The 15880-nt window shown below is 44.6% G+C and carries 15 protein-coding genes; 13 read left to right on the plus strand and 2 right to left on the minus strand.

The features are described 5' to 3' along the window. Window positions 1-12: 12 nt before the first annotated feature. The 11 genes from OM416_RS18210 (at window position 13) to OM416_RS18260 (ending at window position 10371) form a co-directional block, all read left to right on the plus strand. The gene (locus tag OM416_RS18210; protein ID WP_264931821.1) at window positions 13-2136 is read left to right on the plus strand and encodes a YCF48-related protein; all 2124 of its coding nucleotides are present in this window, start codon (window positions 13-15) and stop codon (window positions 2134-2136) included. Window positions 2137-2274: 138 nt separating this feature from the next. Next, a complete protein-coding gene (locus OM416_RS18215) occupies window positions 2275-2748 on the plus strand; it encodes a VanZ family protein (RefSeq protein WP_264931823.1) in 474 nt (157 codons plus the stop codon). Between the two features lie 95 nt (window positions 2749-2843). Then, window positions 2844-3365, plus strand: coding sequence for a hypothetical protein (locus OM416_RS18220; RefSeq protein WP_145146426.1), 522 nt, complete (start codon window positions 2844-2846; stop codon window positions 3363-3365). 282 nt (window positions 3366-3647) lie between these two features. After that, on the plus strand, window positions 3648-3899 hold the full coding sequence (locus OM416_RS18225) for a hypothetical protein (RefSeq protein WP_139331896.1): 252 nt from the start codon (window positions 3648-3650) through the stop codon (window positions 3897-3899). A gap of 32 nt (window positions 3900-3931) precedes the next feature. Continuing rightward, window positions 3932-4840, plus strand: coding sequence for an ABC transporter ATP-binding protein (locus OM416_RS18230; RefSeq protein ID WP_062833055.1), 909 nt, complete (start codon window positions 3932-3934; stop codon window positions 4838-4840). Beyond that, window positions 4833-5624 (plus strand): ABC transporter permease, encoded by a 792-nt coding sequence (locus OM416_RS18235; protein ID WP_264931828.1) that lies wholly within the window; start codon window positions 4833-4835, stop codon window positions 5622-5624. Before OM416_RS18230 ends, OM416_RS18235 begins: the two co-directional genes overlap by 8 nt. Window positions 5625-5923: 299 nt before the next feature. Next, window positions 5924-6997: an AI-2E family transporter gene (locus OM416_RS18240; protein WP_264931830.1), complete on the plus strand. Its 1074-nt coding sequence runs from the start codon at window positions 5924-5926 to the stop codon at window positions 6995-6997. A gap of 220 nt (window positions 6998-7217) precedes the next feature. After that, window positions 7218-7613, plus strand: coding sequence for a GntR family transcriptional regulator (locus OM416_RS18245; RefSeq protein WP_264931832.1), 396 nt, complete (start codon window positions 7218-7220; stop codon window positions 7611-7613). Between the two features lie 23 nt (window positions 7614-7636). After that, the gene (locus OM416_RS18250; protein ID WP_264931834.1) at window positions 7637-8737 is read left to right on the plus strand and encodes a DUF1648 domain-containing protein; all 1101 of its coding nucleotides are present in this window, start codon (window positions 7637-7639) and stop codon (window positions 8735-8737) included. A gap of 48 nt (window positions 8738-8785) precedes the next feature. Continuing rightward, complete coding sequence (locus OM416_RS18255) at window positions 8786-10189, plus strand: stalk domain-containing protein (protein ID WP_264931836.1); 1404 nt, start codon at window positions 8786-8788, stop codon at window positions 10187-10189. Beyond that, a complete protein-coding gene (locus OM416_RS18260; RefSeq protein WP_264931839.1) occupies window positions 10174-10371 on the plus strand; it encodes a hypothetical protein in 198 nt (65 codons plus the stop codon). Before OM416_RS18255 ends, OM416_RS18260 begins: the two co-directional genes overlap by 16 nt. Before the next feature lie 89 nt (window positions 10372-10460). Here OM416_RS18260 and OM416_RS18265 read toward each other — a convergent pair whose 3' ends face one another. Next, window positions 10461-11822 carry a hemolysin family protein gene (locus tag OM416_RS18265; protein WP_062833059.1) on the minus strand — a complete coding sequence of 454 codons (1362 nt, stop codon included), beginning with the start codon at window positions 11820-11822 and terminating at the stop codon, window positions 10461-10463. A 375-nt stretch (window positions 11823-12197) separates the two neighbouring features. Between OM416_RS18265 and cls the strand changes: the two genes are divergently transcribed. Next, window positions 12198-13637 carry a cardiolipin synthase gene (gene cls, locus OM416_RS18270; protein ID WP_264931843.1) on the plus strand — a complete coding sequence of 480 codons (1440 nt, stop codon included), beginning with the start codon at window positions 12198-12200 and terminating at the stop codon, window positions 13635-13637. 358 nt (window positions 13638-13995) lie between these two features. Next, the gene (locus OM416_RS18275; RefSeq protein WP_062833061.1) at window positions 13996-14904 is read left to right on the plus strand and encodes a YitT family protein; all 909 of its coding nucleotides are present in this window, start codon (window positions 13996-13998) and stop codon (window positions 14902-14904) included. 55 nt (window positions 14905-14959) lie between these two features. Here OM416_RS18275 and ligD read toward each other — a convergent pair whose 3' ends face one another. Next, window positions 14960-15850 (minus strand): non-homologous end-joining DNA ligase, encoded by an 891-nt coding sequence (gene ligD / locus OM416_RS18280; RefSeq protein ID WP_264931846.1) that lies wholly within the window; start codon window positions 15848-15850, stop codon window positions 14960-14962. Between the last annotated feature and the right edge of the window lie 30 nt (window positions 15851-15880).

Raw genomic sequence — 15880 nt, forward strand, 5'->3', positions numbered from 1 at the left:
GGGGTGAACCACATGCGTATGTTCAGGCTGCCTAAATTGGTATTGATCGTCATTTTAATGTATACACTTATGATTCCGACAACCCAGAATGTTGTTCAGTCTGCTGAAAGTTATCAATGGGATCAAATACCCATTGGCGGTGGAGGTTACGTTACAGCGGTTGTTGTTCACCCAACAGAGCCCAACTTGGTCTATGCTCGTACGGATATTGGCGGTGTCTATCGGCTAGATCCCGAATATAACAGGTGGATTCCTTTATTGGATCATATTGAACCTGACCAAAGTAATCTATACGGGATAGATAGCATCGCTCTGGATCAGCAGAATCCGGATATCATCTATGTTGCTGCCGGAAAGTATGCGAATGGAAGTCCCAGTGACATTCTGAAGTCGATAGACCGGGGCTTGACATGGACCCGAACGGGATTGAATCTTCGTAATGCGTCGAATGGAAATATTCATAGGGCAATGGGGGAGAGTATTGCTGTCAATCCATTGAACTCGAACTACCTGCATGTGGGCACAAGATACGATGGATTATATACATCCAGTAATGGCGGAGATACATGGAGCCAGGTACGTGAGGTCCCCTATGGGCTTTCAGGGCAGGGAATCCGGAGTGTTGTATATGGAGTTAACCCAGCAGCTAAGCATGAGCAAGTTGTGTATGCGGGAGTAAGAGGTATTGGAATCTTTTCCAAAATGAAACGAAGCAATGGCCAGATGACTTGGGAATTGATCAGGAATAGCCCAGAGAGTACAGCGCGGATGACGGTATCCAAAAGTGGGATTTTGTATGTGACTACGGATAACCGTGGAGTTCTGAAATACAATGGAAAGCAATGGACCAATATTACCCCGAGTTCAGCATATTCATCCTATTATGGCATTAGCATTGATCCCTCCAATGATAACCACATTCTGGTTGCTGTTCGAACGGGCGGCAGTAACTTACCCTTATATCGCTCCACCAATAGTGGTCAAACCTGGACCAGCGTGAACAAAACGTTAAACGACAGACCCCCATGGTGGACTTCCAACATGTTCTTTTCGGCGACATCAAGTGTTGTGTTTGATCCCCATCATCCCGGAAGAGTATATGCATCCGACTGGTCAGGGGTATTTAAGACAGATAACATTACACAGCCGATGACGCAATGGGATGCGCTTACCGATGGACACGAGGAAGTCGTTGCCTTAACAGCTGCGACACCACCTTCCGGGGCTTCTTTATTTAGTGGTGTGGCCGATCAAGTTGGATTCAGGCATTCGGATGTGTATAACACCCCGATCAAGAAGCTTCCTCTTGCAGGAATGCAGGAAGTGGTTAGCATTGATTATCACGAGGCAGATCCTAATCAGATCATATATTTGGGTAGTAACGACTGGTATGGAACCATCACCAAGCTATTTGTGTCAAACGATAATGGGCTGACGACTACCTCTGTGAATGTTCCTGCCGGCTCCCAATTGGGGCGTGTAGCTTATTCGGCTTCGAATCCAAATTTGATTATTTATTTACCACAAACCGGTAACGCGGTGAGGAGCACGAATAAGGGCGTAACCTGGCAAAGTATGAGTGGACTTCCACCAAATAATCCTGGTGGAGATTCCATATTTACCTATAATCAAACGCTGGCGGCAGATCGAACGAATGGCAATAAGTTTTATGTGTATTCCTCTGGACATTTATATCGAACAACTAACGGCGGGGCTAACTGGACAAAGGCGAATGCAGCTGCATTACCGCAGAGTGAAAAAATCAAGGTGGAGGCTGCACCGGGAATGGAAAATGTAGTCTGGGTGAGTCTGGGGGGAGCGGGCTTGTATGCTTCCAGCACTTCCGGGGCTACGTTCACCAAGATACAAAATGTACAATCGTCTGAGCTGTTTGCTTTTGGAAAAGGGAAATCAGGAGCGGCTAATCCTGCTGTCTTTATCTATGGCACGGTCAATCAGGTCAAAGGATTCTTCCGTTCCGATAATATGGGACTTACCTGGAATAACATCACACCTGCGACCGGCATCGGTCTCGGTAATGAGCCCCAAGTGATGGAGGCTGATCGCCAGACATATGGGAAGGTCTATGTAGGTACGAATGGTCGTGGATTATTTACAGGCTCATTTGTTCAATAATCTGTACCTCGCACTATAAGAAGTATAGAAAGAGATATGAAAGTGGTGATTACAATCCTAATAGAGGAGGGCTCCCGGCGTAGGCGACATAACCATAAGCGGAGAAGATACGGATACCTGATCTCGGTGCTCCTGATTATGTCATGGATTTTGTTCATCTGGTCCATGTCCGCACAATCCTATCAGCAGCAAACGATTCAGCCTTGGCTTCATCAATGGTCTGAGAAAATACAGTGGATGTTAACGCTGCCTGATATCCAGTTCACTTATGGTGAGCATCATTATTCACTGAACAAACGACCCTATGACTTTGTTGAGTTCATATTTCGTAAAAGTGCGCATGTATTTGTCTATGCTGTCCTGGCTGTACTCGTCTATTGTGCGATGCGTTATCGCAGAAGCCGCATGAAGACTTGTATAGGAGTTGCACTGGCTACTGTTCTCGTGATCGCATCCATTGATGAATATATACAACGTTTCAGCCCCAATCGGACAGCTTCCATTCGAGATGTGGGAGTTGATCTGGTGGGTGGTTTCTGTGGTGTGATGTTATGGATAGCGGGCGTAGCGATCTATCGGAAATTAAGATCAACTAGACGCTCCCGTCGCTAAAGAACGTGATTTCCCAGGAAATGCTGTCTGCAAAACCTGCTTCTACTTGTCTACCATCCATCATAAATATGGATGGAGGACAAGGAGGACTGGACATGCTGCGAAGAAGGAACAGGAATGCTTTGCTCAAGAAGATCGGGTTCATAGCGATCATACTGATATTGCTATGGTTGATCGGTAGAACCATTCCGTATTTGTTTCGGGCAGATACACCGGATGAAGCTGCGGCTGTTGCCGAAGAGTTCTACAAATATGAGCAGACGGGTGACTTCGGCAGTTCGTGGGAACTGTTTCATCCCTTGATGAAAGAGCGGTTTCCAAAGAGTGCTTATGTACAGAATAGAGCACATATATTCATGCAGCATTTTGGTGTGGAAACCTTTGAGCTGGAGATGGAGAAGCCGGAGCGCGAGTTCGATGTAACAGTGGTGGATGGTGTGAAGCCTTTCTCAGAAGCCTACAAAATCCGGGTTACTCAGAAGTACTCAGGTACCTTTGGACAATTCGATATTGTGCAGACCTGTTATCTGGTAGAGGATGGCGATGAGTGGACTTTACTCTGGTATTATCCGAATGAGAAGAATGAGGGTGCCTCGCAGGATAACAACAGTGAATAATTAAGCATCATTGTCAAAAAGACTGAAATTAAGTCATAATGATATTCACCCATACGTTGCACCGAATTGTATCATTTACCTAACACGATGCTCCATAAATGCGAGACTTTTGTCGCATTTATGGAGTTTTTTTTGTATTTCACCTGTTTTTATGGCTGTAAAGCCTTGACATTAGTCCCGGTGTCAAGTAAATTACGAGGTAGATACAAAATGTATCAATTTTCAGCGTCTAACGACAAATAACAGGGACTTCTAAGCTCCTTGTGAGGGGAAGGAATATCATTGATCGAAACGGGCCGCTTTTACTGTGTCAGTTGTGGGATGATTGTGTCGGTCGCTAGAAGCTCTGTCGAAATGAAGGAAGAGGGCTATGGAGGCAATCACGTATTTCGCACCGGATTCTACCGGAGTGAAATGCCGCTTGGATGCTGTGAAGCGTGTGTAGTTGAAGTGAAACGTCAGGGGAAATCCCAGTTTGCGGGACAATATACTAAAGATTATGATACACTATGTGCATATGAGAAACGGGCATGAGCTATATGCTCGTCCATGAAGGAGGGGATTGAATGCAGCAGGAGCCGGTCGTCCGGATTCAGGGCGTCAGCAAGATCATATCCTCCCGATCATTGGTCAGCGACCTGACTCTGGATATTTCTCCGGGGCAGGTTTTTGGTTTTTTAGGACCTAATGGCGCGGGAAAAACAACGACGATTCGAATGATGGTTGGACTGATGTCCATCAGTAAAGGTGATATTTTCATTTCGGGCCACAGTGTGAAGAATGAGTTTGAGCAGGCGGTAGCGCAGGTCGGAGCCATTGTGGAAAATCCGGAGATGTACAAGTTTCTGACTGGATACCAGAATCTTGTTCACTTTGCCCGCATGTCGCCGGGAGTTACGAAAGAACGTATTGCGGAAACGATTGAGCGTGTGGGGCTTACGGCCCGTATCCACGATAAAGTCAAAACCTACTCACTGGGCATGCGCCAGCGTCTGGGTGTCGCGCAAGCGATATTACATAAACCGAAGCTGCTTGTACTGGATGAGCCGACCAATGGTCTGGACCCACAGGGTATACGGGAACTGAGAGATTATTTGCGTCAGCTGACCCAAGAGGAAGGCATTACGGTCTTCGTATCCAGCCATTTGCTGTCGGAGATGGAACTGATGTGTGATACCGTAGCCATCATCCAGAACGGCAAGTTAATTGATGTAAGAAACCTTCGGGCTGAAGCAGGTTCGGATGCATTAATTGAAGTTGCTTTTGAGTTGAATGATGCAGACCGCGCTGCGGACCTGATTCAGGGTGCTACTGTACAGGGCAATGTCCTGGTGGCACGGGTGTCTCGCGAGCAGATTCCGGATATCAATGCCAAGCTGGTTAGCGAAGGGTTTCAGGTATACGGTATTCGTAACGTGACTCACACCCTGGAAGAACAATTCTTGCAAGTCACTGGGGGTGGAGGCATTGGGTAGTTTCGGTAATCTGATATTGAATGAAAATATGAAAATCTTCCGCCGTCCCCGTACCTGGATCATGTTATCGATTTTGGCACTGATCTCGCTGTTAATGCCAGTGTTACTGCGAGAAGGCATGGGATCCAATGAAGTTTTGTACTGGGAAGCGGCTGTGACGACCATCCAGATTACGTTTTTCTTGAACACGATTTTCTGTGTTGTGATTGCAGCGGAATCGGTCGCGGGCGAATTCACCTGGGGTACCATTAAGTTATTGCTGATCCGTCCATGGTCACGAAGCAAAGTTCTCGCTTCCAAATACCTGACCGTCATTGGCTTCAGTATTGTCAGTACATTGCTGGTCATCGTGATGGCGATGTTAACATCCTATATCCTTTTCTCGCATGATGCTCCGGGAGGAAGCAGTAGTCCGGCTACGAATGCTCTGACACTATGGGGATATTTGTACGTCGATCTGTTCATTACACTTGCGATTGCCTTCATGGTGTCCTCTGTATTTCGTTCAGGCGCACTTGCAATTGGATTATCCTTGTTCATTATGTTCTCGCAAAGTATTTTCTCACTCATATTTAATCCAGACCGTTATGAGTGGGCCAAGTATGTTCTATTCAACAACATGGATCTTAGCAAATACATGAGCTCCGGGGCGGATTTTGCACTAATGGGTGGTCCGAGTGCAGGAATGACACTTGGTTTCTCCATTGCAGTCCTGGCAGCATATTATGTTATTTTCATGGTGATTTCCTGGGTTGTATTCAGCAAAAGAGATGTGGCAGGCTAACGCCTGCTTCTTTTTTTTTGCTTCAATGCTATTTTGGGATGAAAAAAAGTGTATATTCAGCATCGGCTGTGGCATGACTGTCATTTAAGGGTACTTAGTATCAGTAGCGTTTTTCATAATTCGAATTTCACCGCTCACGGGTACAAGATATAGACGAATAGGATCATTTCGATCTCTATCTTGCTGATTGGAAGACGCTCAGGGGATTTATGAAAAAAGCTCTCATAAGTAAATGACTAGATATACATATCAACGCCGCAGTCACTTTGGCAACGCAGCGCATGGAGGGATCACGTTTCTTGATAAACAACAAGTTCTACCGCATCTGCACAGCGATTATTCTGCTGCTGCTCATCGTGTATCTGGGGGATAAAGTAAACTTTATTTTCAGCCCCCTGACCTCACTGATTCACATCATCATCATTCCGCTGCTGATTGCTGGTTTTTTCTATTATCTGCTGCGCCCGCTCGTCGATTATATGGAAAGGCATAAGATCAAGCGTGCATTGTCAGTTCTGATTATTTATGTCGTGACTGCATTGATACTTGCTGGTTTCAGTGTGCTGGTATGGCCTTCATTGAGAGAACAACTGATGAATTTTGTGGAGAATGCTCCAGCGTTGGTTACTTCACTCAGCGACCAGTTGAATGCACTTGAGGAGAGTAATTTTGTTTCCAGATATCTGCCTGATGATTCCAATCTATTCTCACGAATTTCCGATGTTCTGAGCCAAGGGATCACTCAAGTAACCGATTATGTCTCCGGGTTATTCTCCGTGGTATCCAATCTGGTTATCATTCTGGCAACGTTCCCGATCATGTTGTATTACATGCTTAAGGAAGGCAGTAAGTTTGGAACGAATCTGACCTTATTGTTGCCAAGACATTATCGGAAGGATGGGGAAGAAACCGTCCATGAGATCGATGAAGCACTAAGCAACTATATCGTTGGCCGGGTTATCGTTAATGTAGCCCTGGGGATTCTGATGTACATCGGTTTTCTCATCTTAGGTTTGCCGTATGCGTTGCTGCTGACCGTTGTATCGATTATTTTGAACTTTATTCCTTATGTGGGAGCTTTGCTGGCAGCTATCCCGGTTGTCATTGTCGCGTTTATCGAATCACCTTCGATGGCGATCTGGTCCCTGGTTATTATTGTGATCGCACAGCAAATTCAGGATAACCTGATCTCGCCTTACGTCTACGGCAAGCAGCTTGATATTCATCCACTGACTACCGTTATTCTTTTGCTTGTAGGTGCCGATCTGGGAAATATTTTGGGTATGATCATCGTTATTCCGCTATATATGATTCTAAAAATTATAGTTCGCAGAATCCATTATCGGATTGTCGAAGATAAGACTGAAACTTAAATGGAATTAGAAATATAACTCTGTCGTGTGTCTCCACTAATGTTTGCTCTTGAATCACATCGATAAGCTCAACAGGATAAGCCGCATATCCATGGTGAAGGGTCAGGTAACTTGCCCTCGCGATGGATATGCGGCTTTTTTTTATTTTCATACGTATTGCTCGCTCATGTTATACCTGTTATACTTGATATATAACAGATAACAAAAAGAAGGTGAACCCTTGATTATTCAACTGGATATGCAATCCGAACTGCCCATCTATTCGCAACTGGTTTATCAAATTATCGAAGGCATTGCTAGTGGTGAATTACAGCTAGGTGAGGCGTTACCTTCGGTTCGGAATTTGGCAGCAGATATTGGTGTTAACCTTCACACGGTGAACAAGGCGTATACACTACTCAAGCAAGATGGATACATTCTTGTTCATAGACAAAAGGGAGTCGTGGTAAACCCTGATGGAATGCCTGGTTTAACGGATGATTTTTTGAAAAAGCAGCAAAGTGAATTAAGACCGATTATTGCCGAAGCGATATGTCGTGGAATGACCAAAGAGGAGCTATCTGCGGTATTAGACCAAATGTATGATGATGTAAAGATGGGTCACAACAGAGAATAAAGAATCAAGGGAGTGTGTTATGTATGCAACTATTTAGTATATTACCTATCATCTTAATCTTTGCTCCATTAGCCTTACTTCTATCCTTTACACCTTATTTGACAAGGGAAACCATTAGCTTTGGGGTTACGGTAAGTGAATATAATTACCACACACCCATCTTACGTAAGCTACGCAGTACGTTTGCTACAGTAAGTCTGATCGGAAACGGGATGGTTATCCTTGTCTGTCTGTATTTACTTCGATCTGCTAATGAAGAGTCAACCGCAATAATCACCGGTATCTGCACAATGATATTCATTGTGTACTGGTCAGCACTACACCTCTTATTTCATTTCAAGATGAAAAAAATAAAGGGAACACTTACAACTGTAGAAGCACCTCAAAGGGTTAAAATCGATACCACCTTCCGCCAAAATAAGCTTACCTATTCCAACTATTGGTTCCTCATTCACATTGCTATCATTGTAGCCATTGCGATCATTTCGATCCTGAATTATGAGGCATTACCTAATGTCATTCCAATGAAATATGATTTTCAGGGCAATGTCACTTCCAGTGTGCCTAAGACCTACTTTTCGGTACTGGCTATTAATCTTGTACAGCTAGGAATCATTGCACTTATGATGTTGGTGAACTGGAGTATTAAAACAAGCAAACAACAGCTTACTACGTCTAATCCTGCAAAATTTGCTGCTGAAAATATTCAATTCCGCCGTAAATGGTCCCTATTTACGATCATAACGGGGCTACTTCTTACCATTTTATTTGCCTTCATTCAGATCAATATGTTCGTCCCTAATCTGGTCTTGTTAACAGGTATGAGCTTCATCATCCCTGTGCTGATCGTGATAGGTGCTGTATGGCTGTCTCTCACAGGCAGACAAGGCGGCGGAAAAATTCGTAATCATCAGGAAGATCGCGAACGATCCAAGGAGCAGCCTGTAAATGACGATGATCATTGGAAGCTTGGTTTTATTTACTTCAATGCCAATGATCCTTCTTTTACTGTAGAAAAACGTTATGGAATAGGCTGGACGATTAACTTCGCTCGTCCACTATCTTGGGTGCTGTTGTTATTCATCATAGCTGTTGTTGTTATAAGTATAGTCCTGACCCAATAAATGCTCAGGTATCTATGCATATCATAAAAAGAATTAGGAGGATTTATTATGATGAACCATTGGAAAAAGCTATTACTTTCTCTTACTATTGTATGTCTTATCCTGCCGGTAACATCCATCTCAGCAGCAGTTGAAAAAACGGCGGGTCATGAAAATCTAGTTCCTATTCGTGAGATTGCAGAAAAGAATGGGGCAGAGGTATCTTGGCAACAAAAAACAGGAGAAATCACAATACGAAAAAATGAGATTACGATTGTAGTAAAGGTAGGAGAGAAACAGGCGATTGTAAATGGGCAAGTCAGACCCTTAAACAATCCTGTTCAGTTAACGAAAGGAATTACCTTTATGGATGGGGAATTTCTTACGGAGACGCTGAAGGCAGCACCTGAGGACATATTCATTTCACTTATAAGTGAGGGTGAGGGCAAGGAGGCTGCCAAGTATGTTCATACCTCTGTGAGTGGAGTGTTGTCACCCACGTTGTTGAGTCAGCTGTGGGGAGCTTTAGAAGGACAAAATGGCAAAATTACAAGTGAAGCCATAGCTAAACACGTAGAAAATAATACAGTGCATCGCAATGTTACCTATACGTTCAAAACAGAGCTGACTCGTTTAAATATTACGGTCAGAATGAATCATAACGGACTTGTGGATGATTTGCATATTGCCGCCGCTACGCCAGATGTGTATCAAAAACCAAGCTACGACGACCCATCTACCTATACAGAACAAGACATTACGGTTGGTCAGGGTGATTTAGCTTTGCCAGGGACATTAACTTTGCCCAAGGGAGAGGGACCTTTCCCAGTTGTCGTTCTGGTACACGGATCTGGGCCTAGCAATCAAGATGCTGCCATTGGTGGTGCAAAGCCGTTTCGCGATCTTGCGGTAGGTTTGGCTTCACAAGGAGTTGCTGTATTAAGATACGATAAGGTCACGTATGAGCATACCTATAAGGTGGCTTCACAGCCTAAATTCACATTAAAACAAGAGAGCGTAGATCAGGTAAACGATGCAGTGGAATTGCTTAAAAAGAATGCACATATTGATTCTACAGCGATTTTTGTAGCTGGACATAGTCAAGGCGGGTTTGCAATGCCGTTAATTATTGCTGAGGATAAACAACATGATATTGCAGGAAGTATTCTGCTTGCTGCACCAAGTAGTAGCTTTGCGGATGTGCTTACCGAGCAGCAGGACGAATTGGTAGATCGGATGAAGCAGCTTGGTTTAGACACGGATGTCATTCAAGGGCAAGCTGATTTTTATAAAAATGCTGCTGCGATCGTTAAAGATCCTAAATATTCTAAAGATCATCTTCCGCAGGCACATAATCTTTCTGCTCAAACCACCAATAAGCAGGTTGAAGTGGAAACGCTTCAGGACTGGCTAAAACACAAAATATCCCCATGCTTATTATACAGGGTGAAAATGATGTGCAAGTGTCTATGAATCAATTCGAAAACTGGAAATCGGCTCTTCAAGGTCATTCCAATGTAACGTACAACAGCTATCCAAAGGTAAATCATCTGTTATCCAGCTATGATGGACTTTCGATTGGTCAAGAGTACGCTGAGCCATCTAATGTCTCCAAAGCCATTATTGATGATATTGCGAAGTGGGTATTAAAATAATATGGGAAAGTGACATATTGAGCGAGAAATAATAAGAAGAGCACTTACCAACATAGGCAAGTGCTCTTCTTATTGTATATAAAGTTGCTTTATTTAGCCAAATTAGGAGACTCTTTTTCATCTTCATCGGTGTAATCAGACATGGTCAGTGGTTCCTTGGGAACAACGGCCACTTTGTAGAACCGATTCTTGTCTTTTTCCAGCAAAACAAAGATTAGATTCTCGAACTCATATTCTTCCTGTTCGTTCATCTCGGGACGATGGCTGTAGAGCCATCCACCAATGGTGTCCCACTCATCTGCATCCAGGCTGGACATGAACATATCGTTCACCTTCGATAAGGAAACCTTGCCATCCATAATGACATAGTTCTCATTGATGACTTGGATATCTTCCACTTCGTCTGCGTCGAACTCGTCGCGGATCTCACCAACAATTTGCTCAAGTACATCCTCGATGGTTACAATTCCGGAAGTTCCGCCATATTCGTCGACAAGTACGGCGATATGTACGCCATCCTTCTGCATTTTCTTGAGCAAGTCCTTCACAGGAGTTGTTTCGTGAACAGCCGATACAGGCTGAATCAGGGAGGACAGATCGACAGGTTCATCGTTTCCGTAAAGCTCCAGGAAGAATTGCTTCGTATTAATGATTCCGATGATATCGTCTTTACTCTCATTGACTACTGGAAAACGGGTATATTGTTCTTCGCGAATGATCTCCAGGTTTTCCTCGTTCGTTCTATTCACATAAAGGCAGACCATATCGGTCCGGGGCACCATGATTTCTTTGGCTAACATCTCATCAAAAGCAAAGATCCGGCTTACATAACCGAACTCGGCTTGGTTGATTTTACCACTTTCAAAGCTCTCATTAATAATGATCTGCAACTCTTCTTCAGAGTGTGCATCTTCATGTTCAGAAGCAGGTTTGATTCCGAACAGTTTCACCAGTTGGTTCGCTGAGCCGTTTAACAGCCAGATAAAAGGATACATAATTCGGTTAAACCAGATGATAGGTGTAGACGTCAGCAGTGCAACAGTCTCCGCTTTCCGGATTGCAATCGTTTTTGGAGCGAGTTCACCAACCACAACATGCAGATACGTGATGGAAGCAAACGCGATAACAAATGATAAGAATGAAGAAACCGCCTCAGGAATTTGCATGCTTTCGAACACAGGGTGGAGAATCTTCTCTACCGTTGGTTCACCCAGCCAGCCCAGTCCCAGAGATGTGATCGTGATTCCAAGCTGACAGGCGGACAAATATCCGTCCAGATTGGCAACGGCCTGTTTAACAGCCAGCGCACGCTTGTTTCCTTCTGCAATCATTTGATCGATCCGGCTCGGACGAACCCGTACCAGAGCGAACTCCACTGCAACAAAAAACGCCGAAAGTCCTATCAACAACGCAACCAATACTAAATTTAACGCATACCTCTCACTTTCCATTCACTGCTCTTCTCCTTTAGGTAATAAGTTTTTAACGAGTATTATATCTAATTTTACGTAAGAAGACCACCTTATCATGAAGAAAAGAGGAAGAGTCTGGAAGGGGAACGGAGCAGATTGGCGTCACAATGCGGTTCTGCTTCGTGATAAATCTGATATGTAGAAGGTAACACAGTCAGAATATACAACCTATGCGCAGAAATTCGGATTACCAGAATCAAGTACTCAACGTGCTTATGTAAAGTTTTATCTAAGCAAACGTTACGAACAGGGGCTACATTGGGTATCTATGATTAGCTGCAGGCTTAATCGTCAAAGCTGTGTAAGTGAGAGAACGGCAAGGTCATGAAGCTTGCCACTTGAGGAGGAAGCCGAATGTTCTGGCTGGTCATTATATTAGTCGTATTTATTTTTCAGGCAGCCACGATTCTTTTGCTGGAATTTCGGAATCCGGCCAAAGCTGTGGCTTGGCTGTTTATTTTGTTCTGCGTGCCGTTGGTTGGTTTTGTGGTGTATTATTTCGTGGCTCAGGACTATAACAAACGCAAAAAACTTCGCAAAGGTGGATCACGGATCTTCCGGGAAATGAGGGAAACGATCTGGGAACAAGCCCACATCATTGGAGATGTTGAACAGATGCCGGGCAATCGTTTCAACCATCAGCATCGTTTGTTTAACCTGTTGTCCCATCTGTCGGAGAGCCCCATCACAGGTTGTAATCACAGCACGGTGCTCACGAACGGGGAAGAGGCATTCACTGCAATGTTGAAGGAGATGGAAAAGGCGAAGCATCATCTGCATGTGGAGTTTTACATTTTCCGTGATGATGTGATCAGTACGAAGTTTCAAGATGTCATGATTCGCAAGGCACAGGAGGGCGTGAAGGTTCGGTTTATATGTGACGGTCTCGGCAGTCACAAGATGAGCTGGAGTTTTATCCGCAAACTGCAGGATGCAGGTGTGGAGTTTCATTATTTTCTGCCGCCACTCATTGCAACGATTGACCGAAGAGTTAACTACCGGAATCACCGCAAAATTGTCGTTGTGGATGGACAGGTTGGCTTCGTGGGTGGCATTAATGTAGGTGATGATTACCTTGGGAAGTATCCGGAGATCGGGTTCTGGCGGGATACACATGTACAGATCGAGGGAGATGCCGTGTATTTCCTGCAAAGTACGTTCCTGAACGACTGGAAATTGGCTTCGGGTGAACGAATTACCGAACCACAGCTTGCCGAATTGTTCCCGCCTCATATCTGTAGTGGAGAAGAACGAATTCAGATTCTGGCAAGTGGCCCGGATCAGGACTGGGATGCCATTCAGGAGATGTGTTTTGGCGCCATTTCGGTAGCCTGTGACCGGATTTACATTACCACACCATACTTTATCCCGGATCCTGCGCTGTACGAGGCACTCAAAACAGCTGCTGTCAGTGGGGTCGATGTGAAAATTATCATTCCTTATCAATCCGACTCCAAGCTTGTTCATCTGGCGTCACTTTCATACGTGGAGGAGCTGTTGCGAGCAGGTGTGCAGTTCTTCCAATATCGCAAAGGTTTTGTGCATGCCAAAGTGATGATTGTGGATGAGTTGCTTGCAACGGTAGGCACGGCCAATATGGACATGCGCAGTTTTTTCTGTAATTTCGAAATGACGGCCGTATTGTTCGAGACCTCCCCGATTCATCGTTTGGTTGCTGATTTTGAACGTGATCTCAAGGAATGCAGCAAGATCGACCTAAAGGTTTTTCAGGGGCGTTCAAGAGGACAAAAAGGAGCAGAAATGCTTTCTCGGATGCTTTCTCCGCTTCTTTAGCCGATTTAGGGCAGATTTCTGAAGATAAGTTCACTTTTTGTGAATTTATCTTCTTTTTGCTAAGTATTTTGCTCAAATTTGATCTTTTATGATATAATAGATATATAAATCATGTCTTGGCGAAGGAGGGGAGTCTGCGGGAAAACAGGCTCCCTTTTGCTCTCTTTTGAAAGTGTAAACCGGAATTAAGACAATCTTGAATCCATTTCATATAGCCTTTAGATGCTTGTGCTCGTACTGACAGGGTACGTATAGAATCGATCTTTGTGAACACGCACTTCTATATGTAGGTTCCCCCTTGGAGTATTTAAATGATTTATGAAATGGATTCACATACTGATCCAACGGGGGGGATACCATGTCCAATGTAACGGTTAAAGAACTGACATCCAAGCCTGACCGGGGCGTCAAAAGCTCGGTGTTTACATTAAAGCTGCTGCAACGTATTGTGATGATTCTGATTGGTGCTGCACTGATGGCTGTATCGCTTGAAGTGTTTCTCGTGCCTAATGGTGTTATTGATGGTGGGATTACAGGTATTTCGATTATGGTGTCAGAGCTTACACATCTGCCACTCGGAATATTCCTGACCTTGCTCAACTTGCCTTTCCTGATTCTGGGTTACAAGCAGATTGGTAAAACGTTTGCGTTATCCACGCTGCTGGGGATCGTGGTCATGTCCATCGGGACTTCATTATTGCACCATGTTCCTGCATTAACACCAGGGGAGCCATTGCTCGGAGCTGTATTCGGCGGATTGATCCTGGGTGTGGGGGTTGGACTCGTTATCCGTTCTGGTGGTTCACTGGACGGTACGGAGATTGTGGCGATCCTGCTTAGTGAGAAATCACCGTTGTCTGTAGGACAGATCGTATTGTTCATTAACGTATTCATTTTCGCGGGTGCAGGATTTGTGTTCGGCTGGCCGAATGCCCTGTATTCCATGATTGCATATTATATTGCGATGAAGATGATTGATATTGTGAATGAAGGTCTTGACCAGTCCAAATCGGTATGGATCATTAGTGAGAAGTATCGTGATATCGGTTCTGCCCTGACAGACCGTCTCGGTCGTGGTGTGACTTTCCTGGATGGAGAGGGCGGATTCAGCGGGGACGAGAAGAAGATCATCTTTGTCGTAATCACCCGTTTGGAAGAAGCGAAGCTGAAGACCATCGTTGAAGATTGGGACCCGCAAGCCTTTGTGGCTATTGGTAACATTCATGATGTGAAGGGCGGACGTTTCAAGAAAAAAGGTATCCATTAGCGATTTATATACGCATGAATGATAATAGCCGACACCCTTGTGATGAGGGAGTCGGCTATTTTTTCTTCAAGTGCTTGAGAATGAGCTCAACCGGTTGGGGTTCAACAGCTGCGATCAGATCGCCAATGTCATTCAGGCGTTCAACAATGTTCATCAGATGATAATCCTGGATGGAGACGTTGTTTCGAACCTCATCCCATGTCAGTGGAGTAGAGACGGTGGCTCCTGATTTGGCACGAGGTGTATAGGGAGCCGCAAGAGTTTTGCCCCCATAATGCTGGAGGTAGTCAAAATAAATCCGGTCTCCACGGTCCTTTTTGAGTCGTTCCAGTGTGAACATATCCGGGTGCTTCTGAGTGACATATTTACCAACAAAATAGCCAATATCTCGTAATTCATCAAAGGTTATCCCTTGAATAATCGGAACGATGATTTGAACCCCTGTTGCGCCTGAAGTTTTGGGTATGGACCTCAGACCAAGGGAAGTCAGGGTTTCGCCAACGATGAGTGCAGCTTGCATGATCCGTGGTTCATGCTCCTGAGAGGGGTCCAGATCAATCATCCATTCACAGGGCAGATGGCTTCCTACAGTATGCAGAGAAGGGTGAAATTCAAGTGCAGCCAGATTGCCAAGCCATAACAATTCAGGGAGTCCATTCATGACCACATATCGGATGCCATCGTGTACTTCAGTCCGCACATAATCAGGAACAGGTTCAGGGGCATTCTTTTGATAGAAAAATGTTCCTCCAGCTCCGTGGGGGTACCTTATCGTGGTGAGCAATCGATTACTTGTATATGTGAGCAAATATGGAGCCAGGGCGGCCAGCTTTTGCAGATAAATGGCTTTGGTGACACCCGCATCCGGCCACAATAACTTATCCGGGTTCGTAACCGTTAGCTCTGTGCCTTCTATTATGATGGTTCCTTGAATCTTGGGGGCCATGCAGAACACCTCCTTTATGCCTAATCAATC

The organism is Paenibacillus sp. LS1, assembly GCF_026013365.1.
Taxonomy (GTDB): domain Bacteria; phylum Bacillota; class Bacilli; order Paenibacillales; family Paenibacillaceae; genus Paenibacillus.